A 24,123-nucleotide genomic window follows, 5' to 3' on the forward strand; every position below is an offset into this window, starting at 1 on the left:
CATGCTCAACATCATCAGCCGTCTGTTGTTCCGCCGCTGCCTGCAAGCCGTGATCGTCGCGCTGCTGGTCAGCACCGTATCTTTCTTCCTCATGCACAGCCTCTCGGGCGACCTGGCGTTTCGCATAGCCGCAGGGCGCTACGGCTACGATATGGTCACCGCCGCCGCGGCCGACGCAGTACGGGCCGAGCTGGGACTGGACCGGCCGTTGCTGCAAGGCCTGCTGCTCTGGTGGCAGCAATTGCTGCAATTCGACCTCGGCGACTCCTACCTCACCAGCGCGCCCGTCATCGATGAAATCCGCGAGCAATTCGGCCATACCCTGCAGCTCGCCCTCAGTGCGCTCGCTTTATCCATCGCGATTGCATTGCCCGTCGGCCTGGTCGCGGGGCTCAACCCGCACGGCTGGCTGGACCGGGTTTCGCTCGCACTTTCGGTCGTCCTGCGCGCGTTTCCGCCATTCCTGCTCGGCATTCTGCTGATCCTGCTGCTATCGAGCCAACTCGGCATCACCAATGCGGCCAACGCCAATCACGAGCACGGCGGATTGCTGCTGCCTGCCCTCACGCTGGCTTTAGGGCTTGCCGCTGTTTCATCGCGCGTGGCGCGCGATGCGATGGTGGAAGTGCGCCGATCAGCCTATTTCAATTTCGCGCGTACCAAGGGCTTGAGCGACCTGCTGGCGCTGCTGCGCCACGGCGTACGCAATGCCGCAGTGCCGGTGATCGCCTACCTCGGCGTGCAACTGGTGTTCCTCATGGAAGGCGTGATCATCATCGAAAGCCTATTCGCCTGGCCCGGCATCGGCCATGCGCTCGCCCACGCGGTGTTCGGCCGCGATATCCCGATGATCCAGGGCACGGCGATCGTCATGGGCCTGTTGTTCGTACTCTGCAACACGCTGGTGGACATCGCCTGCCTGCTGGCCGACCCGCGCCAGCGTTACCTGGTCACCAGGAGGGCTGACGCATGAGCGGCTGTTGGCAAAGCCTGACGCTCGCCCGCCGCAGCGGCGCGATCCTGCTGACGCTGATTATCCTGACAGGGCTGCTCGGCCCTGCCCTGGCCACAGACCCGGTTTCGCAGGACCTTGACCGGGTGTTGCGCTCCCCCAGCCTGGAGCAGCCGCTGGGCACCGATCACCTCGGCCGCAGCATGCTGGCCCGCCTGGTGCACGCCTTGCAGCTCTCGTTCAGCCTGGCCGCGCTTTCCGTGCTTTCCGCCGCCGTCATCGGCATCAGCCTGGGCTTGCTTGCCGCCTGGCGCGGCGGCGTAATCGAAGCTGTACTCACCAGCATCGCCGATGCGGTCATGACCCTACCGGTGCTGCTGGTCGTACTGCTGTTTTCCGCGTTCGCCCAGGGCGAGTTCTGGTCGCTTTACATCGGCTTGTCGTTTGCGTTGTGGGTGGAATATTTCCGCGTCAGCCGCGCCAGCATCAAGGCCACGCTGGTCAGCGCGCCGGTCGAATCCGCGCGCATGCTGGGCTTCGGCAAGCTCTACCTGTTGCGGCGGCATTTGCTGCCAGAACTCGCGCCCGTCGTCGGCACGCTGATGCTGTTCGGCATTTCCACCGCGATTCTCGCGCTGGCCGCGCTGGGGTTTGTCGGCGTCGGCCTGCGCCCGCCCACGCCGGAACTTGGGGTCATGATGATAGAACTGTTCCCTTACTACGAAGAAGCCCCTTGGCTGATCGCGAGCCCGGTCGTCACGCTGGGACTGATCATGCTCGCGCTGGCATTGCTGGGCGGGCGCAAGGAGATGCCATGAGCGCGCCGGAGTTGAAAGTCCAGGACCTGGCCGTCAGGGACGGCACAGGCAACTGGCTGGTGCAGCCGTGCAGCTTCACCTTGAAGCCCGGCGTCGCCTTGTCCATCATCGGCGGCAGCGGTTCGGGCAAATCGCTGCTGGTGCAGGCCATCATGGGCTCTCTCGCTCCCGGCCTCAGGGTCAGCGGGGAAATCCGCCTGGGCAATGCGGTTTCAAGTGCGGAAGACGCTGCAGGCCGCCGCCCGTGGTGGGGCCACACCCTGGCGATGCTGCCGCAGGAGCCTTGGCTGGCGCTCAACCCCAGCATGCGCGCGGGCAAGCAGGTGGCCGAGTCTTACCGCTACGTCAGCCACGCACATATGGGCATGGCGCAAGCTAAAACGCAAGCCAGCGCAGACCTGGACCAGCTTGGCGTCGCTGCCGCGGACGGGAAATATCCCTTCATGCTCTCCGGCGGCATGGCGCAACGCGTCGCATTTGCCGCCACGCGCGCAGGCGGCGCGCAGGTCGTGATCGTGGACGAGCCCACCAAGGGCCTGGACGCCGATGCGCGCGACAACCTGCTCACCGTATTGCAATCGGTATTGCAGAACGGCGGCAGCGTGCTCACGATCACGCACGACATGCACGTGGCCCAGGTGCTCGGCGGCGACATCATGGTGATGCGCGACAGCAATGTGCTGGAACAAGGCCCTGCGCAGCAGGTACTGGAAAACCCGCGGCATGAATACACCCGCGCCCTGCTCGCCGCCGACCCCGAACACTGGCCCCCGGCAACCCCAGGCCAAGGGACAGACAAGACCATTCTGCAAGCCCGCGGGCTGGGCAAGCGCTACGGCGCACATACGTTATTCAGCGGCGTTGACCTGGAAATCCACGCGGGCGAACGCATCGCCATCAGCGGCCCGAGCGGCGCGGGCAAGACCACGCTGGGCAATATGCTGTTGGGCCTGGTGTCGCCGGACCAGGGCAGCATCACGATTGCACCAGAGCTCAATAAACTCAAGCTGCAAAAACTTTACCAGGACCCGGTTTCGGCATTCGCGCCGCGCTTGACGCTCAAGCAGGCATTTGACGACATCATCCGCCTGCACAAACTCGACCCGGCCACGCTTCCTCGATTACTGGCAAGGCTCAAGCTGGATGAAGCACTGCTGCGCCGCCTGCCGAGCCAGGTTTCCGGTGGGGAGCTGCAGCGGCTGGCGTTGGCGCGCATATTGTTGCTCTCGCCCGCGCTGATCTTTGCCGACGAACCGACTTCACGCCTGGACCCCATCAGCCAGCAGGAGACCATGGATTTATTGCTGGAGATGGCAGCCACCAATGAAACGGCAATTCTCCTCGTCACCCACGACAGGATGCTGGCGGGCAGGACTATGCAACGCCAGATCGCCATCCAGCGTGCCTGAGCGCACATCCCTTTCCAGGGACGGCGCCAGCCATTGCATGGCGGCGGCATATCGGGTGAACAGCTTCTGGGCATAGAACCCGCGGTTGCCGGCGATGACCTCGTACAGCCGGACACCCGCCGCCTTGGCGGAGTAATCCAGGTAAACCAGGGCCACGCGGTAATGCAGGGGCACACCGAGCTTCAGGTTGAGGTCCGGCAAGCCGGAAGTTTCCGCAAAGCTCAGGCTGAACGCCACCTCGCGCAGGTCGAGCACAATGCCGGTCGTCCTGCGTGCGGACATCTCGGCCAGAACAGCCTGCACCATCGCCTGGTATTCGAGCAGCCGCATGGCGCCGGACAATGTCGCGCGGCTGACATGCAGCTGCTCCAGATACTCTAGTTCCAACCTCACCCGCTGTCCTGGCCTGCCTTACATCGTGCCGATGACGTTGATGAAGAAGCCGCGGCTGCGGTACGAGAGGTTGGTCAGGTCGTCCGAGTAGTTGGTGAAGTTGTAGCCTACGCCTGCCTTGACGCCTTCCGCCATATGCCGGTAGACCGCGACCAATGCGCCGGCGCGCGAGTCCTTGGCCTCGGTTGCACGCAGGTTGCGCAGCTCGAGCACGGCATCCCATTCCTTCACGAAGTGCCAGTCAGCGCGCACGATCATGAGGTCGGCCCGGCTGGAGAACCATTGGCCGTCCACCTTGCTGTCCTTCAGCTCGCCGATGCGGAAAGCGTACTTGGCGCCAAGCGACAGCCACGGCTTGACGTCGTAGATGGTGTCGATGGACAGCACCTGGCTGCGCTGCGCGTAATCCGCGGTAAAGCCGGAAGGCGACAACTGGCCGGGCGACGGCAGGTTGTAGAAGTTGGTGTACTTGAACAAGGTGTTCCAGCGGTCGTTGTCGATCGGCCTGTAAGCGGCGCCCGTCACGATCTCATGGTAGTCGCCATCGTAGAACGCGCCCTGGCTGTTGTTGGAGACCGACCAGTTGAGCTTGCCGAGCAGGCGCCACTCCGGCGTTGCCTGATGGCCGAAGGTATTGCGGATAAGCCAGGTGTCGCGGTCGCCCGTGGTGTTGCTGCTTTCGTCGCGATATTCGATATTGCCGCTGTATTTGGTGTTGTCGCGCTTGTAGGCGATGGAGAAGCTCACCGCCTTGCGCTTGAGGTCGCCGGACAACGGATGCGACACCTTGCCCACTTCGCCCTTGACGCCATAGTTCCAGAAATCGTTGGCGGCATAATCCAGGCCGAAGGCGTTGACCAGGCTTTGCACCCCGGAACCGTCCACGGTGCGCGTTTCGCCGAACACGCGCATCTCGTCGGTGACGCGGTAGGAGGTCCCCGTGACCCAGCTGCCCTGGCGGCCGCGCCAGGCGTTGTCCGGACGCTCGTTCTCGACCAGATAGTTGGTATAGGCGTTGCTGCGGTCAGACAGGCGGTAATCCGCGCCGATCTTCACGCCGGGGCCCAGGTTGCCTTGCGAGCCTTCCGCGATGAGCTTGAGGCGGTCGTTCACGCGCCAGCTCATCCCCATGCCGGCGCGGTTGTTGTCCTCGCGCTCGCCGTCGCGCGCCACCGTGCCTTGGAGATAGCCGTAAGCGCTCCAGTCCTTCTTGGGCAAGGGCTCGCCTTCCTGCACCTCGGCTTCATGATCGTCTGGCGTGTAGTCCATGCGCACCTGCACATCGGTACGGTTGCCGTTGCGCGATAGCAGGCTGCTGGCGTTGGTGACATGCACGTTCCTGTCGTCCTGGCGCACGGCCACGCCGGCCTGCCATTCGGAGTCCAGCCTCTGACGCACGCCGACTTCCACCGCCTGGGTATCTATGGTGTCCGCGCGCCTGACATCGCCCTTGGCATCAACGAAGGTGTTGTCGGCCACCTGCACATTGGCCTTGAAGCCGTGCTGGTCGACCGCTTCGCCGGTGGTGGTGATCTGGCCCGGCCCCGAGAAGCCGCGTTCGCGGTTCTGCACGTAAGCGGTCACTTTGCCTTTGGCCTTGTCGGTCACGTCTGCCAGGTCAACCGAGCCCTCGATACGGTAGGCCTTGGCCGGCTCGCCGTTGGTCGTGAGGCTGTTGAATGCAAAACCGCCGTCCAGCGATGTCTGCGCCCCGTCGCCCGCGCCTTCGGAATGGGCAGCTTCAAGCTTGATGAAGGTGCCAGGCGTATAGCGGATGGTGGCGTCCAGGCCGTTAAGCCTCTGCTCCAGCATTCCCTGACCTTGCTTGAAGCCGGTGATGCCGATCTGCAGGTAGTCGTTCACCCAGTGCGAGACGCGTCCGCCGGTGGAGAAATTATCCACCCTGGTCAGGCCCGGCACATACTCGTAGTTCGCTACCAGGTAGATTTCGTTGCCGTTGATCGAGGCGGTGCTGATCAGGGTCGAAGCCGCACCGGTCGAGGTCAGCGCCTCGCGCAACACCACCCGCCCTTGCAGGTAGTTGATTTCATAGTCCTGCGCAGGCGCCAGCAGCTTGCGCTCGATCACCAGGCCGGAATCACGGTCGCGCACCTCCACCCAGATGCGCTCGGACCCCATGGTGAGCGCCTGGTGCCGCAGGTAGTACAGCGAACCGCCGGTGCCGCGGAACTCGTCGCGCGCGCCCAGGGTGCCCGGGTCGGCCGCAAAGGCGTCTACCGTCGTCGCCTTCTCGCCGTACTTAGTGGTGCTGTCGGAGCGGTACTTGGCGTTGGCGCCATACAGGCCGCGCGAGTATTGCAGCAGCTCGGTGCCGCTCCAGCTGGTCTTGAAGTTGCCCCACATCACATGGGAGTCGCCGCGCGCCAGCTTGACGTAGAACTTGCCCTGGGTAGGCGCATCGTCCACTGTCGTGCTGTCATCGCCGTAGACCGGGTAATACAGGTCGGGGTTGATGTTGCGCAGCAGGTAGCGCGGATCTTTAGAAGAAAAATTGGAGAACAGGTGCTCCAACGGCTGTTCGCGAGTATCCGCGGATGCAGTCAGCAAATACTCACCCTTCACCTTGCCCTTGACGTAGAAGGCTCCGCGGCCGTCGATATGGCTGGAACCGTCGTAATGCTGGTTATCGCCGGTCACCAATTGCGCCGGGCCGCGCACGTTGTTCTTGCCCGCGGTGATGTCGCCGATCGCGATATAGAACCAATCGTCGTCGGCAATATTGAGGTTGCGGCGGAAGCTGGTGAACTCGCCATCCGCTTCCACCAGCTTGACCTCCACGCTGTTTGGCCCGGGCGGCATGATCTGCTTGATGGCAAAGCGGCCGTTGGCATCCACGGGCACGTTGAGCCCCAGGGTCTCGATACGCTGGCCCGGCTGGATATAACGGCCGTTGACGGTCACCGTGCCGCCCTTGACCGGGATATTGCGCAGGCTCAGGCTGTTCTCGCCGAAACCGATCAATTCCTCCTTACCCGGCTGCAGGTCGTTCACTAGACGTGGCGTGGCATGCGAGAGTATCTCCAGCGGCTTCATCACGGTTTCATCGAAGCGCCCTTGTTCGTCGTACACGCGCAGCAGGAACATCACCTGGTCGGTGTCCTCGACCTTGGCCTGCCACTTGGTGACGCTGTTCCAATCCACCGGCAGCACGGCCAATGGGTTCTCCTGCGGTTGCTGGCCGGGCTTGAACAGGCGGATCTCCGCCTTCTTGATCCACGGCAGGTAGTTGGCCCAGGCGCGGAACTGGGCCTCCTCGCCGCGCACCACGCCATTGGTCGTCTGCCAGACGTTCATCTGCGGCAGGGTGGAAAGATTATCGTAGCGCACCTGGATGTCGGCCTTTTCCAGCGCCACGTCGGTGCAACGCTGCCTATCCGCTTCCAGCGGGCCGTCATCCAGATTGACCGGTTCGCCGTCGATGCTGATGCGGAAAGGCGCTCCCGCCCTCGCCACGGACGTGGCTTCGCAAGCGCTGCGCACAGGCGGCGCCACGGCTACCGGTTCCGCCGGAATGATCTCCTGCTCGTCGAACCAGACGCGGATGATCACGCGGCGGTTTTGCGCCATGCCTTCAGGCGTGTCGTTGCCTGCGACAGGCTGGCTCTCGCCATAGCCGCTGATGCTGAACTGGCCGTCATCCAACCCGAGCTTCTGTTTGAGGAATGCCGCCACGGAAAGCGAGCGTGCCTCGGACAAACCCTGGTTGTCGCGGAAAATCTTTTTGGCGTTGGGCGACAGGCGCTGGTTGTCGGTATGCCCGGCAATGTCGATACGCACATTCCTCTTGCCCTGCAATTGGGCTGCCAGCTCCTCCAGCTCGGCAACCGAGCTGGCGGTCAGATCGGCCTTGCCGGATTCGAACTGCGCCGCGCCGCTGTTTTCCACCAGCCTTGTCAGCACTTGCGGCTCAGCCTGCGGCACATTGGCCGCTGCGGCCCGCATGCGCTCCAGCGCACTGCTGTTGATGCCGGAAGGCAGCGGATAGCTGGTCGGACCCTGCCGCTCCGCAGGGGAAGGCATGCCATGGAAATCCACGCGGCCATGGTCGATGCGCTTGCCGGTTTCCTGCCCGAAATCAGGCACGGGCATATCGCGCGTCGGCAACATCGATGCCGCATAGCCCCGGTCGCTGATCAGCAATGATTCCGCATTGGCCCCGCTCATCATCACGCTGATGGCGATAGCAATTGCTCGCTTCTTCATCATGGCTGCACCTCCACTGCTGTCTCGATGATCAGCGGGAAGGCTGCCTCATCCTTATTGTTGTTATGTGTCTCTTTCCAGAGCTTGCGCGCCGCCTTGGCAATACCATCCAGGCGTTTCTTGGCGAGCCTCTCCCCCCCGCCGCCCGGATCGTAGGCAACCCTCAATACCGAAGGCCGGCCATCCAGTTGCTTGACCATGTCGGCAAACGCATGCTGCCATTGCGGTTGCAGGTCGATGCCATCGGGCACGAACGCCTGGTCATTCAGGTCGAGGCGAACCACGCGGTGCACGGTCGCACCGAAGTTCAGCTTCACCATCTTGCCGCGCGTGACGCGTACATCGCGCGGATTCTCGGTTGTCACGCGGTAGCCGGAAGGCAGGGTGCGCTCGTCCAGCTTCATGACGAAGTTGGCGCCGCGATCCATGTTGGGAATGTCCGCGCAGGTAACGTGGAAGCGACCCTCGGCATCGGTGGTGACCAACAGGCCGCGCGCAGTGACCACGCGCGCATTGGGAATACCCGGTTCGCCCTGGTCCTGGTAACCGTTGGCGTTCTTGTCGTCGAACACCTTGCCGATAATGTCGGAGCAGTCGAAGGTCGGGTCTGGCGTGACCTTGACCGTGGCGGAACCGATATTGGAAACCAGCGTGCTAACCAAGGCGTTTTCCGCCCAGGCCTGGTTGGTGTATTCCCCTTCTCCCACACCAGTACCCACCACCAGGATCAACTTGAAGGTCTTGGTTTCGCCGGCACTGAATGTTTGGTTCGCCCAAGCCAGGTCGCGGCCATTCACCTCGGGCTCGATACGCACGCCGTTCACTGATGCGGAACCGGTGCGGTACTTGAAGCCGGGCGGCAAGCGGTCGGTAATGGTAATGTTGTTGATCGCCACCGAGCTGGTCGCCGTCACGGTGTAGGGCACCAGGTCACCGCGTACGACATTCACCAGAGGTGTCGTCTTGACGATGCGGATGATGCCGCCCATGACAGGGTCCAGCGGGATATGGTTATTGATCACATCGGCCGATTCAGGCCCGATAGTGAAGTTGAAATAGTAACGGGTCATCGCAGCAGCCAGCGCCCCGCTGCCATTGTTAAACGAACCATCACTCGAACTGGTAGAACAAGCTGCAGGGTCATGAGGCCCGACCCCGACTGCAGGGGCAGCATCGTTCTGTTGCATCATGGCGGGGTCGGCACCACCAGCCAACACACTAGCAACATTGAGCGTCGCATTGCATACCGGGATCATGCTGGATGGCTGCGGTATGTAATTCGCAGGATAGCTGGTGATTTCCAGGGTATATACACCGGCAGGCGCACTGGCATTGAGCAGGAACTGGTAAATACCATCCACGCCTGTTGTCTGCGAGACATTGCCTCCGACCAGATCGCTAGCAGGCGTAAATCCTGCAGGGCCGCGGATCGTGACAACGGCGCCAGCCACTGGCAGGCGAGTGACGGCATCGTATACCACCCCGGCAGGATCAATAGGTAAGCTGTGCTGGGTGATATTAGGGGTACCGGCAGTCAGGGTAATGTTGCTCAACCCGCCATCCAGGTTGCTGGCGCCAGCCGGATTCGCCGGACTGACCTGCCCATTGACATACGACAAGCCTTGCTCGTTGGGACGCGCATGACCCGCCAGTTGCCCATTGGGATTCAGGAAGCGGACCTGATAGCCGGAGCCCAGCGGCAGGTTGGTAAAGCTGTAGGCTCCATTGGTATCCGTCCTGGCTGTGGCAACGCGTACGCCATCGCGCCATAGCTCCACATCCCAGTTGGCCTGCGGACGGTCAGTGGCATCTGGGCTAACACTATTGAATACGCGGTCGTGATTGCCATCCAGCCAAACATGGCCGCTGATGCTGCCCAGCGTGCCGGCAGGCACTTCGCCAAAGTTGTACCCAGTACCGGATTGGTTGGTCAGTACCACCGTGAAACTGTCAGTGCCCGCGGGCAAAACTGTGCCTGGCGAGATACCTGACTGCGTGCCCAGGCTGCCAACCTGATCCTTGCCGTCGGTGTAGCCGACAGGTTGCGTTTGCACAATCGTGTACCCGGCGTCATTCGAAGGCGGCAAGCCTGCGAAGGTATAGCTTCCATCCGGTGCTGTCTGGATGGTGCGGCTGACAGGCGTGCCATCAGAGGATGTGCCCGTGAGGGTAATGGTGACGCCGCCGATCCCAACCTCGCCCGCGCCCAGCAAGCCGTCGTCGTTGACATCTACATATACCCGGCCTGAAACGGACAGGTTATTGACGGGAATATCGTTGCGGACGGTCGTGGTTTCGGTTTCGCTATTATTGAGCAGGTTGCGGTCCGTCTCGTTGGCTCTGACGGTCACCTTGCTCGGGTGCACATCGCCGCTGGACTCCGGCTCGGTCAACATCCGTACCGACAGGTAGCGGCGCAGATCAACGCCGCTGACCAGCTTGGCGTCCTCGCCGACATACGTACAGGTAATCAGCAGGGTCGCAGGCCCAGTCACGGTTTGGCCGACATTGTTGCAAATACTGCCTGAGGGAGCGCCGGCTACCGGACTGTCGCCGAGGAAGCGCAGGGTTTTGCCGGTTTTCGGCGTCAGCTCATAAGTGAACTGGACGCCAGTCGCCAGGGAAGGCCCGTTGTTATGCAGCCTGACGGCATAGATCACGTCGTTTTGCGGATTGTCGCCATTGTTGCTGGCGTCATAGCCAAGAGGGTCGACGTTGTCGCTGATCTCGACCAGCATATCGATATCGGCCGCCGCTACGGTCACCGTAGCGCTCTTGCTGTTATTGCCACCGTCCGTACCGTCGACATTCTCGGCGGTCGTTGTGGTAATGCTGGCCGTATTGCTGATGCTCCAGGTGTCGCCCGCACCCTGGCCGCTCTTCCAATTGGGCCTCACCAACACCGTGACCGTGCGCTGCTCCCCGTTATTGAGCTGCCCGCCCTGACATGTCAAGGTTGCGGACGAACCTGCCCCATAGCTTTGGCCGACCACCAGGCCGCTACAGTTGGGAGTGCCGCTTGTCCAGTTCACCGGGTTGATCGCCAACACAGTAAACCCGGGATCGTTCGGCCCAACCACAAAATTGTCGCTTACTGTCACGTTCTGCGCAGGCGAAGGACCATTGTTGCGGAAGGTCAATACATAGCTGACGTCAGTGCCAGCTTGCGGCGTTGCCGGCGTCGGGATCTTGGACACCATCTCGACATCGGCAATCGGGTCTATCGTGCCGCTGACCGAGGCGGAATTATTGGCAGTGTTGACATCGCCCTGGCTCGTGGAGGAAACCGTTGCCGTATTGGTATAGGCGCCAGCCTGTAGCGGTCGGCCTACTGGAATGGTAAAGGTCGCAATATCGCCAGCCCTGAGCTTGGTACCTGCGGCTTGGGTACATTGCAATACCGAGGTCTCGACGATCGCACAGCTGAAGGTCGCATCTCCTCCGCCAGCATTGTTCACGCTGGGGATGCTGCTCATGGCAGGCAGCACTGTGCCTGACAGCCAGCGCGGCAGCGGGTCCCTGACCACCACATTTTCAGCATCCACTGTCGCCGTATTGTTGCGCACCACCAGGGTATAGGTCATGGTGGATTCGTTCGACTCAAGACGCTCATTGACGCCACCTGGCGTCGCGACCGCCTTGGTGATGGAGAGGTCTATCGAATTTGATTCCTGGGTGACAGCGGCGGTGGAACTAGTGGTCTTGACTGGATACCAGCACTTGGCACCAACACTACATGCCACTTCCGCATTGTTGGTCGCATCATAGGCAACGCCCTTGACCTTGGATCGCGTCACAATCGTCAGGGGATTGCTCGTCGCGCCACTACCGCTGGTCGCCAGCGCCTGGCTATAGGTACAAGTGACCGCCGATACTGCAGCGTCCAGGTTGTTGCCGCTGGTCACATTGTTGCAAGTCCAGCCCGTACCCGAGTAGCTGACAAACTCCTCATCCGCCAGGTTGATGGTATCGGTAACCTGCACCGTACCCGGATTGGCGGCGGCCACAGGGGTTGGTCCCTGGTTGGTCACGCGCAGCACACTGTTGATGAGTTGGCCTTCCGCCACCGGATTGGGGTTGCGTGTCTTGCTGATGGAAAGCCCGGCACCATCCGGCCCCACTTGTAGCGGCAATATGGACTGATTATTGGCAGGGATAGGATCGTCAGGATTACCTGCGTTATGCGCTATTCCAGCCGTCAGGTCGTAAGAGGTGATTTGAGTCGTGGCTTCCGGCGCCCTCACCCTAATTTCAATCGGGTCATTGCGCCCTGCCGCAAAATTATCGGGGTTATTACACGTGATGGTGATACCCGTTGCAGAAGAACCTGAGGTAGTACACGCTTGCCAGTTGGGGCCGGTCGGTATAGCGGATACGAAATCAAATCCTGCAGGCAGTGTATAAGTGACCGTGACGCCATTGGTGGCATCGCTTGGGCCGTTATTCGTGGCAGCCAGGTTGAACGTGACTTCCTGCTCGGAAACTGCGACGGATGTCGGTGAAGTCTGGGTGATCTGAAGATCGGCGCCTGCATTGATCGCAACTGGTGGAGCTGCAGGCAACTGGTTGTTATTGGCATCGGGATCATCAACCGAGGAACTGATACGCGGGGTAATGATGACATTGCCGGAGGTCACGTCCAGCACCTTCGTTACCAGCGCCAGCCCGGCAAAACTGCCGCTTGCCGGAATTGCTGACGTCCTGATACAAGTCACCTCCTGGCCAATTGCGCTACAGTTAAAATCACTGCCGCTGCCAGAGACGAACTGGAGAGAGTCGGTCAAGGTGACCACAATGCGTGGATTGCTCGCATCACTTGGGCCCTTATTTCCGCCGGCAAGGCTCCAGGTGATATTGCCCCCGCCTACGACAGGATTGGGCGAGCCGGTTACACTGCTGAGATAAATATCAGCGCCATCATTGACTGTTGTATTCCGTGATAGCGCATTGTTTGCGCCTGTGTCGGGACTTTCATTGATGGCGGACACGCTAGCGCCTATCGTGATGGTCGCCGGCGTTGCCGCGCCTGCCGCCACAATCAGCTGAGCCACCACGCTACTCTGCGCTGGCAGGGTCGCCAGCGTACAAAGTGCAAAAGCACCGCCCGCATCGACAGCACAAGCGGAAGAATCGCCCGCTAGGCTGACCCGTGGGTTGGTTGTTCCTGCAGGAATATCGATCCGCACCTGCACGCCAGTCGCGGCGTCGCTGCCATCGTTATTGACCGTGATCGAATATGTCACGTCCCCGCCCCGGATCGCCGGGTTGGGGGAATTCGTCATCGCCGGAATCAGGACGTCCACATTTGCCAGCGCAGGCAATGCCATCATCCCCAATATGATGAACATCAACCGCTGTGTGATGGCCTTTCGGCGGTTCCCGATTTGGGCAAGCCTGCCCAGCTGTTGGCAAACAGTCATAGCGCATGACAGCCAACATGCTTGTATTTGATTGTTGTTGCTCTGCACAGATTTCTCCCAGACACTATCTGTTGTTTGCAGACGCCGTGATTGACGCCTTTTATAGCGGGGAGAATTTATCCCTAATTAAACTTAGGGATCATTGACATTTACTCACAACAACTCACAAATACTCATGAGCCGTTCTCATGAATAAATGATGTCAATATTGCTGGAAGCTATGCCTAATGCGGCATCTCGGGGATCAAGAAAATTTTGGTGCGATGTGAGGGAACATTGTCAACAATAGACAACTAGCCAAGACGGACTATTCCCGCAAGGCCGGATAGCAGGAACAAAAAGGGATTAAGTGAGAATGCAGTCCGCGGTAAAGGAAAAACCGAACCCAGGCAGGGCCTTGATCGGCAACAGCTCGCCCGTGATGGCCTTGCCCTTGCGGCGCAGGCGCGAAATCATGACCTCGACGCGGTGAAAATCGAAATCGTCGACAGTCCCGCCAAAGGCATGAACGATGTGCGCCCTTGGCACCGGCTGGCCGCACTTCTCCACCAGGCGGCTTAAAAACGTATATTCCTTGGGAGTCAACGGAATGGAAATGTCTTCGGGCGAGATCAGGGTCCAGTGGGTTTTGCATAGCTTCCAGCTTGGCGCTGTTTGCACGGCGGGCAATGGCTGTGGCTGCTTTCTGCGCTCGACCCGCATCGACTCCAGGCGCCGCGCCAGCGAGCACAACACGGAAGCCAGCTCCTTCAAGTCGACAGGCTTGACCATGTACGCATCAGCGCCGTCATTCAGCCCCTGCACGCGGTCATCCAAGGCTCCCCGCGCTGTCAACATCACAATCCCCATTTTGTTCGAGCTGCGCAGGTGCTTGAGAACGGACAAGCCATCCTCGCCCGGCAGGCCGATATCAAGGATCGCGATATCGTAGGGCTTCGTGATCAGTTCGCGGTAAAGCGCCGCGGCATCCGCCACGCCTGTCGCCTCGATGCCGAGCGAGCGCAAGCCCAACTCTGTCTCTTCGCGGAGGTCCTGATCATCCTCCACGATAATCACGCGCAAATGACTAGAGTTATTCAATTCCGTATAGAATCCGTTCATTATTTATTGCATAACTGCGGTAGTTTACTATTTTGCTCAATCGGTTATTACGTTTTCTTGCCGTCGTCCTATTGCTTTTTCCGCTCCATGCGCATGCGCTGCAAGTGCCGCATTCGCTGCAAAAAGGCATCGAGCTGGACAAAATAGGCGCCGTCTCCTACCTGCGCGATGCATCCGGCAGTGCCACGCTGCAGGATATCATTGCCGAAGACAAAACCGGTGCCTTCAAGCCCTTGCCGCCGGACTGGAATGCAGGATACACCAACGACACTCTCTGGCTGAAATTTACGCTGGATTTTCCTGACATTATCAACAACAAATACTGGCTGGAAATATCCCCTGCGACGCTCGATGATGTCGTGCTGTACATTCCTGAGCCAGATCATAGCTATAGCAGCATGGCAATGGGCGACCATCATCCCGTGAATGCAAGGCCCATCTTGCACCGCAACTTTATCTTCCCGCTGCTGCCTGAAGCCAGCGCCCCCGCTCAGACCTATTACGTGCGGCTCAGGACCACCAGCGCCATGAACTTCCATATGACCTTGTGGCAGCCGCATATATTCATCAGCGAACACAGCCGCCCCGACACCCTGACTGGCGCATATTATGGCGTGCGCTTGTTCCTGGCGCTCTTTGCCTTCATTTTTTGGCTATGGCTACGACACGGCATCTTCATGCTGTACGCACTGTACCAGTGCATTACCTGCACGGCGCAGGCCTTTCTTTCCGGCTCCGCGCAAATAGCACTGCCAATGGAGCCTGTCACCGCCGATGCCCTGCAAAAATCCATGAATTTCCTGTTCATGGCCTCGGTACTGATTTTTTATACCGCCCTATTCCAGATCAAACAGCACTTGCCTTTGCTCTTCCGTTTCACCCAAGGCATGATCGTTCTGGAGCTGTTGATTTTCATCGGCGTCAGCACCCGCCTGTTGCCCTTCAGCGGCGTCATGACCAACATACTGCCGCTCATCAACACTTGCATTCTGGCTTATGGCAGCCTGTGGCTGCTATACCGCCGACACTTTGACCGCTTGCTCTACATCTCCGCGTTCTGGATAGGATCCGGCACATATATCCTGGTCATACTGCAAAACCTGGGACTGGAACTGGGTCCGCCGACGACATCCATGGACATATCCATCGCCTGGTCCCTGCTGTCGCTCATACTGGTAACCCTCGGCATGGTCAATATAGCAAAAAGAGAAGCCGAAAAGAAACTGCAAGCGAAAGAACTTGCCTTGGAGCTATCGCAGGAAAGCGAGAGGCAACTTGACCAGCGCGTGCAGGAAAGAACCACGCAGCTGGCCCTCGCCAACGTCAAATTAAATGAGGAGATTCAGGAGCGGCAAACATTGCAGGTAAAGCTGGAAAACTCCCTCGAACAACAACAAGAACTCATGCAGGCACAGCGGGAGTTCTTTGCGATGGCATCCCACGAATTCCGCACCCCACTCGCCATCATTGATACCACCTCGCAAAGATTAACGTTGCTGCAATCCCAACCCGACCTGGATGCCAGCGCCATGCTCAGTCCGGCCCTGCGTAAAATCCGGCGGGCAACACAGCGCATGAGCCGTATCATCGACAACTTCCTGAGTATGGATAGGCTCGAAGGCGTGCACGCCAATCAAGGCTTTGGCCAAAAATCGCTCGATTTATGTCAATTAGTGCAAACAACTGTTGAACATTACCGGGATTTCAGCGATCGCACCATTATCATGGAATCTAGCACTACACCGGCTGAGATATCAGGCGACCAATACCTTCTTAATTTGGTAATTTCCAACCTCATTGATAATGCACTGAAATACTCGCCGGCAGGCACCGACATCATCGCCCGTGTATTTCATGGACAGCATTTTTGCCATGTCGAAATCCAGGATTTTGGACCTGGCATCGCACCAGAACGGCAAGAAAGTATTTTTGAAAAATACGTCAGAATCGAAGGCAACATGACCATACACGGCACCGGCCTGGGCCTGCATGTTGCAAGAAGGATTGCAGAAAACCATGGCGGACAATTAATTGTACGTAGCGAACTTGGCCAAGGCACCTGTTTCCGCCTTACCTTGCCACGCCATCCTGAGTGAAAAGCTGGCTGCCTCGAGCACATAAAAAAACGGCGCTCACCGAGCGCCGTTTGTACTTCAGTATAAAACTAAATTACAGCTTGGTATTGCGACGACGCGCTACTGCGCCCAGTGCGGCAAAACCGATCATCAGCATAGCAACGCTGCTTGGTTCTGGTACTGCTGCAATGTTGATTGCACCGCTGTAGATGCCACCAGCAACACCGCTGCTAGTACCACCAACTGTGATGTAGTAGTCACCAGCAGCCAGGCTGCTGAATGTGAACTCACCACCAGCAACTGCACCAGCCAACCAAGCGTCAGTAGAACTATACAGGTTGAAAGTCAGGTTGCTGAAATCCAGCACACTGACGCCACCGTTAGACAATGGCAATTGGCTCAAAGAGAAAATGCCGCTGCTAACATCAGCAAGACTGAAAGTGTAGTTAGTGCTGAAAGTAGTATCAGCAGCCACAGTACCGGTATACGTATTGATACCCGCATTGAGTTCGCCAAGATCTACTACATCAGCATAAGCACTAGAGGCTGCAACTAAGAACGCTGCAGGAACCAGTACGCTTTTGAGAATATTCATACAAACTCCTTTTTCTGATTAATGTCGATGATATTCCCCCCAACGCGAATTATACATCAAGAACCCAAATCTCAAAGAATTTATAGTTATTCTCATATAAGCGATATAACTGATTTATAAAATAAAAACGGCGCCATTGGCGCCGTTTTTATTTTTCAGATTTATGAAAAAATCTGATACAGAAATTACAGAGTCTTGCGACGGCGAGCAACAGCACCCAGCGCAGCAAAACCGATCAGCAACATGGCGACGCTGCTTGGCTCTGGTACTGGAGTGATGGAGAATGCATATGAACCGCCAAACTTACCATTTGTCTCACCAGCAATCTGGATATAGTAGTTACCCACACCGAGGTTGCTTAGGCTGAATGCAACTTCATTGGCAGTAGATACAGGTACTGAATACAACTCTGAAGAAGAATCTACAGTACCAGAGTAAACTGAAAATGTCAGTTTGGAAAAATCATAGAACCCAGAGAGAACTATTTTACTAACAGAAAAATCTGCGCCAGTGTCAGTCAACGAAAATGTATAAATATCGTCAAAAGTTGTATTTTCTGGAACTAATACAATTTTGGCGTATTCCTCTGTCAACGGGCCAATGTTGGTTGTTGCAGCATTTGCACTGGAAGCCGCAACTATGAGCGCTACGGAAGCCAGAAAAGCCTTGATGAAGTTCATGGTAAATCCCCTATAAATGTAAGAGAGAAAACTTAATTGTTCTACAACGTGGACAAATTATAACAAGCCAGTTTTTTTTGTCTTGAGTCCGAATGGACTAATCCTGGCAATTTCTTGGAATAAGCTTATACAAATTAAAGGATATAAAAAAATAAAAACGGCACCTTACGGTGCCGTTTTCAGCATTCATCGAATGATGAATTACAGGCTCTTGCGACGGCGTGCTACAGCGCCAAGAGCAGCAAAACCGACCAGCAACATAGCGACGCTGCTTGGCTCTGGCACAGCAGCGATGGAAACGCCTACGCCATATCGGCCTGCATTTTCATTAATACCGGATGCTAAGCCAGTGATTTTCAATACATACGTGCCTGCAGCAAGCGATGGAACTGTGAAGTTGAGGCCGGAATCAATCACATTATTTTCAATATCGAGAAGAGAGACTGCCAAGTTGTCGATGAATTCGAACTGCTTCTTGCCGACGACGACGTTCAATACGCCAGCGCCGAAGTCAGCCACGACATCTTCGCTGATTGTGAAAGTAATGGTGTCGGTGAAGTTGCCCGCGGCAACGGTATACACCTGATAAGCGTCGGCGTCGTCTATGCTCAACACGCCCCAATCGTACGATGCTGCATTTGCACTGGAAGCCATAGCTATGAGCGCTACGGAAGCCAGGAAAGTCTTGATGAACTTCATGGAAAATCCCCTAAAAATGGAAATGAAAGACAACCGCTATTTATTACTTTGGAACTAGGTTCATTATAAATGAGCCCATGCTGGCAAGCACTGGGTTTCAGTGCTTTTGGATTAGTCCGTTAGGACTAATCCATACTGATTATCATTACAGCTTGAATTTTTCCCGGCGGCGGCGATAGCTGACAAAGCCCATCAAGATGAAGCCGGCCAGTAACATGGCATATGTTGACGGCTCCGGGACGGCTGCTATCGCCAAGCGATAAAGCGACGTGGTCGCAGTCCCTTCATTTGCAATTGAAAGGTAGTATTGGCCATCGTGGAAGTAACCCTTCATGCCTTCAGGCGCCACATCGCCATCGGTGACGATCATGTCGATATAGCTGACGTTGAGGGGGTCGGTGATGTCATATACCGCAACGGCTGATTGGAGCGTACGCTCCAGCCCGATGAACGCAATGGTGCGGCCGTTGATTTCAAGCAGTTCGACGCCTTCAGGCTCGACACCTTTGTCATCGCTGCGGCCATCATCGTAAATGCCCAGCTCGATTGCCTTGGCATCCAGTTGGTTGCCGCTATCGAAAACCAGGTTGCCGTACTGGTCGCGAATGGAAAAGGAACGCGCACCGAATGTGACGACATCATCCGATGTCGTATCTGGAACGGCAATATTCAGGCGGTTGGCATCGCCATTTCCTCCCAGGCGCTGTTTGTCCACCTCGTCTTCACGGGTATCTCCCTCGTTGGCCAACACGATGAAAATCTGCCCATTGGCCTCGTAAGCTGCAATGCCATCAGGCTGATATAGGCCACGCGTATTGACGGGACGCAGCTCGATACGCCCATCGCGGTCGGATGGATCGATATAGTTGCCAGGCGCACTGAAATCCTTGGCACCCAGGCCAATGACCTGCTCGGCCTGATTGGTATTGAGGTTGATCACGCCCAAGCCATTGGCCTCCTGCAGGGAAACATATGCCTTGGTGCCATCGCGGCTCACCGCAATATACTCCGGCTCATAATCCATGCCGGCAATGGATTGGGGACGCAAGTCGCTGCCCGATACCGGCGCATTGTTGAAGTTGACGGTTGCCGCGACCGTACGTGACCCCATATCAATGATGCTGACGCTGCCGACGGGGTCATAGCCTGCATAGTCGGTGGGAGTACCTTCGTTGGCAACCAGGAGCCGGTTGCCGTCCGGGCTGAATGTCAGCATATCGGGCAAAGCGCCGACTGCAATGGAGTTCACGCCGCCGCTCAATGCGCGCGTCGCGGTATCGAACAGCTTGACGACGCCAGGCTGGGTGCGGTCAGTCGTGCTTTCAATGGCGAAAGCGGCAATGCCGTTGTGAATCGCCACACTATTGATACTGCCGTATATGCTGGTGTTGATGTGCTGGATCAGGCTGCCGCTGCCCGCATCGAGCACATCCACGCCTGAGACGCCAGCAACCCACAGCGAGTTGGTCAGTGAGTCGAAAGCAACGATTTCGGAAGATTGACCAGCGACGCCGGTGCTTGCATGGTCGTAGGTCCAGAGCTTTTCCAGCGCATTCAATGGACTGGCTGCGTTGACGGCAACTGGCAACAATGCCAGCGCAATGGCGGCAGATATCATGCTTTTTTTCATTTTTGATTTCCTGTCATTGGCTTGAATAACACACTGCTTAAAGCAGTTTCTACTGCCAACTATTCTAGGAACTCAATATGACAGTTCTATGTGATTCCATAGTCCAATTAGACAAAAGGTGAATGACAAAAAAAATCCCGGCTTCAGGCCGGGACAATACGCTTGCGCTTACCTCGACCACATTGCAAAACTAGGGGGCGATATCGCCTGCGCCCAGCCGGGCTTCGTCTATCTTGTCCTTGTAGTCCTGCAGGATATTCTCCAGCTCGACGCGCTTTAGCTGGGTAAAGGGCTCGTCGCGCATGACTTTCTGGTACAGGCTGGGCTTTTCATAAATCTTGATCAACTGCAGGCCGAAGTCATAGAGCCTGTCGTTCTTCTCCCTGCTGGCATTCAACTGCTGCTGCTTTTTCACGATCACGGCCTGCATATTGCCGCGCTCGGCCTCTCCCTTGCGTATGGCATCCTGCGCATTGGCAAGCTGCTGCTGAACTTCCTCGAGCTTGGCCTGCAAGGCCTGGTTGCTCGCCTGGGTATTCGCCTTTTCCTTGTGCAACGCCTCGATCTCGGCATTCAAGACGGCGTTGCGGCGGCTGACGCTGGCAACGCTGCTTTTCAACTCATTGCTCTTGGCCTGTTCAGCCTCCGCCTCCTGTTTGAGCTTGGCCTTTTCCTGCTCGAACTGGCTCTGCAATTGCTCTTTTTCGGCCTGCACCTGTTGCATCATCTGGCGCATGCGGCGCTCTTGCTGCTTGGCGGCTTTGTCCTTGTCAGCCGCTGGCCATGCCAGCGGCGCGGCTGCCGCCAGGATTGCCGCGATCAGCCATACTGCCAATATTCTCGCTGGCTTCATCATCAGAACCTGGCAGTGAGGTCAAGCTGGAACAGGTCGATCCGCAACGGCAATACCCCGCTCACTTCCTGCGTGCTCAGCCAACGCGCTGTCAGCCAGGTATTTTTGTCCAGGCCGTACAGCCCGCCGAGAATGAAGCCCTTGGCATTGGTTCCCCCGAGGTGGAAGTCGGAATCGGTGAAGGCATCCATCACGGAATCGGCCTCCAGCTTCTTGTAGGCCCCGAACACCTGCCAATCGTGGCGTTTCTGCATTTCAGGCATGCCAACGGTCAGCTTGAGCTGGTAAGCCTGGTTTTCCTTTTCATACAGCACATGGGTGCGACGCAGGATTTCGCGCTGGTCGAAACCAATATTCACGGCGTAATCGCCCTGCAGGATGATATGGACGGGATCGAAGGTTGCCAGATCGAGCTGGGCCGTCAGGTTGACCACACGGAACTTGGAGGCCAGGCCGCAACCTGCATCGGTATATAGACCAGTGGATGGCGACACTTCGCCGCAGGTATTGAATAATGTCAAATTACCTGCGCCATCATAAGACCCCGCGCCACCCTTGTAGATTTCAAACGTATTGTTGCCCCTCTGCCGGTAAGGCATCACCGTTCCGTCATAACGCCGGTCAAAACCGTCCTGGTTATTCGGGATGCCATGCACATTCTTGAAATCATAAAACGCCAGCCCGATCTTGGCAGACGACTTGTTGGGGCTGATCCATTCGATACCGGCCTGGGCGCCCGCGATCCATTTATCCTTGGCCTTGTTGACATCGCCTTTCTGCACCTGGTCGATCGGGAAGGCGCCTATGGTGCCGAAGCCTCTCACGCTATCCCCGAACTTCGGCATGAAGGTCGCCGCCACGCCGTCGAACGCCAGCGAGCGATCCCACACCATATCCGTGGAGAAGAAAGGGTTGGCAAAACGCCCTGCGCTTACCGTGAGCCACTCGTAAGGCTTTGCCGTCACGAAGACCCGATCCAGCCCCCAATCCAGCTTGGCCTGCCTGATTTCTATGGACTGATTCGGCGAAAGCGGATTATCCATATGTCCAGTCGTCATGCGGATGCCTGCCGTGATGGAATCGCTGATCCTGGCATTGACGCCGAACCGCGCCCTGACCCGGTAGCGGTTCTGGTCTTCAGTAGTATTGGGTATCAGCGCCTGACGGGACACATCGCCGGCAAACCAGAACTCCTGCGCATTGCCGTCAGAGAACCTGGCAGGCTCGTAGCGCAGGCGCACATCACCTTCGAACGATAGGCGGTCCAACCAGCCTGGCAATTTCAGCCGTTCTTCTTCCACATGGTAGTTGAGCTTGGCCATCACATCTTTCTCGATGTCGGCCCGCAATTGCTGCTTGACGAATTCCGGCACGTACTGGACGCGGACGACATTGCTGCCGCCTTGCGCCGCGACTGGGGCGGCCTGCGTTTCCTCGGCTCCGGCAGTCGAAACGGGCGCCTGCCTGGCTTCTTCCGCCTTCCTGATCAAAGCATCCGCCTTTTCCTTGGAGAGTATGCCTTCCTGCACCAACGCCTCGATCAAGCCGACCGTGGTACTGCGCAACTGCTCCAGCGACTCGCGCTCGCCCGCCCCGGCAGACGATGCGAACACGCCTGCCATCGCCAGCGCCAGTATCGCGGGTTTCATCATTCCTGGTTTATTCATCATCCGTTCTCTAGTCTTCATCCGGCCTGTCTATCAGGCCCATGCATATCCAAACCGGCCAATCGCCGCCAACAACACCTTTCGCCGCATTCAGGACGCTCAGCCGCCCATGCTCTTGGCGGTGATCCGCAATTTCACAGGCTGCGGCATATCTTCCGGCGGCGGTTCGGGAATGCGTTTTACCGAGCGCAACGCCTGCCGCAGCAATTCGTCCTTCTTCTGGTCTCCGCTGCCGTTCACCAGCTCGATTCTTTCCACCTGCCCATCCTTGGCCAGCCATAACTCGACCACGATCTTGTACTGCTCCTTCGCCAACTCCTTTTGCTCCGCGATCGCCGCCTCGATGCTGGCCTTGATCTTGCCGGTGTACCAGGCATAGGCCGCCAGGCTCTTGTTGCCACCGATTTTCACGCCCACGTCGCCGCCGCTATATTCGTTGGTGACCTTGCCTGCGCCGAACGCGCTGGGCGCATCTCCCGCATCGCCTTCCATCTTGAGGTTCTGCGGCTCGGGCGGCGCTTCCACCGGCTTGGGCTGCTCCACCTTGATTTCCTTCGGTTCTTCCTTGGGCTGCTCTTTCGGTGGCTCCTTGGGAGGTGGCGGCGGAGGCGGTGGCGTATCCGGCATGATCTTGATCGTCGTCACCGGCGGCTTTTTCGGGCCGGGCTTGCTTGAGATCAGGCTGTAGATGCCATAACCAAGCACTGCCAACAGCATGATCACCAACCCGGCGCCACCAAACCGTTTCCACGCCGGAACAGTTTGTTCTTGCTGCATTTGCTCTACCGCCATCAGGTGCCTATCCTTGAAGTCACCAAGCCGACGTTTTCAATCTCCAGCCGGGTCACCAGATCCACCACGGCAATGATCCCGGCGTAAGGCGCACGCGCATCGCCCTTGATCATCACGGAGAATTTCGGGTCGCGCGCCTTGGCCGCTTTGAGCTGGCTTTCCAACTCGGCAATACTGATGCCCATGCCATTCATGAGCATGGCGCCGCCCTCTTGCACCTGCACGATCTTGACCTCGTGCTGCTCCGTGCTCGGTTTGTTCGAAGGCTTGGGCAAATTCATGGTGAGGCCCTGCACCGACGCCGTGGTCATGAGGATGAAAATCACCAGCAGCACATAGGCGAGGTCGAGCATCGGCGTGATATTGATGGAGTCATAAGGCTTGCTGTCGTCTTGCACTTGCATGGCTTATCCTCCTGCTTTCTTCGTTACCAGGCCCACCTCGGTAATGCCCAGCTTCTTGCATATTTCCAGCACGGCAGACACTTTTTCATAGTGCGCGGCGGCATCGCCCTTCAGCACCACGGGCAAGTCGGGATTGTTGGCCTTGTATTCGCCGAGTCGCTGCTCCAACGATGCCAAATCGACCGGATAAGCATCCAGGTAAACATCACCCTCACTGGTAATGGTGATACCGCGGATATCCGGCTTGGCAAGGTTGCCGGTCTCGCTCGTGAGTGGGATGTCCACCTTGACGCCCTGTACCGATGCCGTGGTCATGATGATGAAGATCACCAGCAGCACATAGGCGAGGTCGAGCATCGGCGTGATGTTGATCTCGTCATACGGTTGGTTGTCTTCCTTGATGTCCGCCAT

The 24,123-nt window shown here is 57.8% G+C and carries 17 protein-coding genes and 1 pseudogene; 5 read left to right on the forward strand and 13 right to left on the reverse strand.

All coding sequences use genetic code 11. The annotated features are described in order from the left end of the window. Position 1: 1 nt before the first annotated feature. Genes ACKF11_RS04260 through ACKF11_RS04270 form a run of 3 tightly spaced genes read left to right on the forward strand, consistent with a single transcriptional unit; the run spans position 2 to position 3,179 of the window. Positions 2-973: an ABC transporter permease gene (locus tag ACKF11_RS04260; protein WP_407996083.1), complete on the forward strand. Its 972-nt coding sequence runs from the start codon at positions 2-4 to the stop codon at positions 971-973. Continuing rightward, positions 970-1,770, forward strand: coding sequence for an ABC transporter permease (locus ACKF11_RS04265; RefSeq protein ID WP_407996084.1), 801 nt, complete (start codon positions 970-972; stop codon positions 1,768-1,770). Before ACKF11_RS04260 ends, ACKF11_RS04265 begins: the two co-directional genes overlap by 4 nt. Beyond that, complete coding sequence (locus tag ACKF11_RS04270; RefSeq protein WP_407996085.1) at positions 1,767-3,179, forward strand: ABC transporter ATP-binding protein; 1,413 nt, start codon at positions 1,767-1,769, stop codon at positions 3,177-3,179. The genes ACKF11_RS04265 and ACKF11_RS04270 overlap by 4 nt, the downstream gene beginning before the upstream one ends. Here the strand turns inward: ACKF11_RS04270 and ACKF11_RS04275 are convergent. The 4 genes from ACKF11_RS04275 to ACKF11_RS04290 form a co-directional block, all read right to left on the reverse strand. Next, positions 3,069-3,572, reverse strand: coding sequence for a hypothetical protein (locus ACKF11_RS04275; protein ID WP_407996086.1), 504 nt, complete (start codon positions 3,570-3,572; stop codon positions 3,069-3,071). The genes ACKF11_RS04270 and ACKF11_RS04275 overlap by 111 nt on opposite strands. Positions 3,573-3,590: 18 nt before the next feature. Further along, positions 3,591-7,799 carry an OmpA family protein gene (locus ACKF11_RS04280; RefSeq protein WP_407996087.1) on the reverse strand — a complete coding sequence of 1,403 codons (4,209 nt, stop codon included), beginning with the start codon at positions 7,797-7,799 and terminating at the stop codon, positions 3,591-3,593. Beyond that, complete coding sequence (locus ACKF11_RS04285) at positions 7,796-13,144, reverse strand: SdrD B-like domain-containing protein (protein WP_407996088.1); 5,349 nt, start codon at positions 13,142-13,144, stop codon at positions 7,796-7,798. The genes ACKF11_RS04280 and ACKF11_RS04285 overlap by 4 nt, the downstream gene beginning before the upstream one ends. Before the next feature lie 417 nt (positions 13,145-13,561). Beyond that, entirely contained in the window at positions 13,562-14,317 is a 756-nt protein-coding gene (locus tag ACKF11_RS04290; RefSeq protein ID WP_407996089.1) for a response regulator transcription factor, read from the reverse strand. 104 nt (positions 14,318-14,421) lie between these two features. On the opposite strand from ACKF11_RS04290, the pseudogene ACKF11_RS04295 reads away from it, so the two are divergent. Continuing rightward, positions 14,422-14,811, forward strand: a pseudogene (locus ACKF11_RS04295) (7TMR-DISMED2 domain-containing protein); the annotation flags it as partial. A gap of 45 nt (positions 14,812-14,856) precedes the next feature. Next, complete coding sequence (locus ACKF11_RS04300) at positions 14,857-16,413, forward strand: sensor histidine kinase (RefSeq protein WP_407996388.1); 1,557 nt, start codon at positions 14,857-14,859, stop codon at positions 16,411-16,413. A gap of 73 nt (positions 16,414-16,486) precedes the next feature. On the opposite strand, the gene ACKF11_RS04305 is transcribed toward ACKF11_RS04300, so the two are convergent. The 9 genes from ACKF11_RS04305 to ACKF11_RS04345 form a co-directional block, all read right to left on the reverse strand. Further along, positions 16,487-16,987 (reverse strand): FxDxF family PEP-CTERM protein, encoded by a 501-nt coding sequence (locus tag ACKF11_RS04305; protein ID WP_407996090.1) that lies wholly within the window; start codon positions 16,985-16,987, stop codon positions 16,487-16,489. 185 nt (positions 16,988-17,172) lie between these two features. Beyond that, positions 17,173-17,667: an FxDxF family PEP-CTERM protein gene (locus tag ACKF11_RS04310; protein WP_407996091.1), complete on the reverse strand. Its 495-nt coding sequence runs from the start codon at positions 17,665-17,667 to the stop codon at positions 17,173-17,175. Positions 17,668-17,868: 201 nt separating this feature from the next. Further along, positions 17,869-18,366, reverse strand: coding sequence for an FxDxF family PEP-CTERM protein (locus ACKF11_RS04315; protein WP_407996092.1), 498 nt, complete (start codon positions 18,364-18,366; stop codon positions 17,869-17,871). Between the two features lie 145 nt (positions 18,367-18,511). After that, positions 18,512-19,996: a choice-of-anchor I family protein gene (locus ACKF11_RS04320; protein ID WP_407996093.1), complete on the reverse strand. Its 1,485-nt coding sequence runs from the start codon at positions 19,994-19,996 to the stop codon at positions 18,512-18,514. Positions 19,997-20,186: 190 nt separating this feature from the next. Next, positions 20,187-20,852 (reverse strand): hypothetical protein, encoded by a 666-nt coding sequence (locus ACKF11_RS04325; RefSeq protein ID WP_407996094.1) that lies wholly within the window; start codon positions 20,850-20,852, stop codon positions 20,187-20,189. Beyond that, on the reverse strand, positions 20,852-22,501 hold the full coding sequence (locus tag ACKF11_RS04330; RefSeq protein ID WP_407996095.1) for a putative porin: 1,650 nt from the start codon (positions 22,499-22,501) through the stop codon (positions 20,852-20,854). Before ACKF11_RS04330 ends, ACKF11_RS04325 begins: the two co-directional genes overlap by 1 nt. A gap of 114 nt (positions 22,502-22,615) precedes the next feature. Next, positions 22,616-23,308 carry an energy transducer TonB gene (locus ACKF11_RS04335; protein WP_287110115.1) on the reverse strand — a complete coding sequence of 231 codons (693 nt, stop codon included), beginning with the start codon at positions 23,306-23,308 and terminating at the stop codon, positions 22,616-22,618. Then, positions 23,308-23,712 (reverse strand): ExbD/TolR family protein, encoded by a 405-nt coding sequence (locus tag ACKF11_RS04340; RefSeq protein WP_287110114.1) that lies wholly within the window; start codon positions 23,710-23,712, stop codon positions 23,308-23,310. Before ACKF11_RS04340 ends, ACKF11_RS04335 begins: the two co-directional genes overlap by 1 nt. A gap of 3 nt (positions 23,713-23,715) precedes the next feature. Further along, positions 23,716-24,123 carry an ExbD/TolR family protein gene (locus ACKF11_RS04345; RefSeq protein ID WP_287110113.1) on the reverse strand — a complete coding sequence of 136 codons (408 nt, stop codon included), beginning with the start codon at positions 24,121-24,123 and terminating at the stop codon, positions 23,716-23,718.

It is taken from the genome of Methylobacillus draconifructus (assembly GCF_045984385.1).
GTDB classification, from domain to species: Bacteria; Pseudomonadota; Gammaproteobacteria; order Burkholderiales; family Methylophilaceae; genus Methylobacillus; species Methylobacillus flagellatus_A.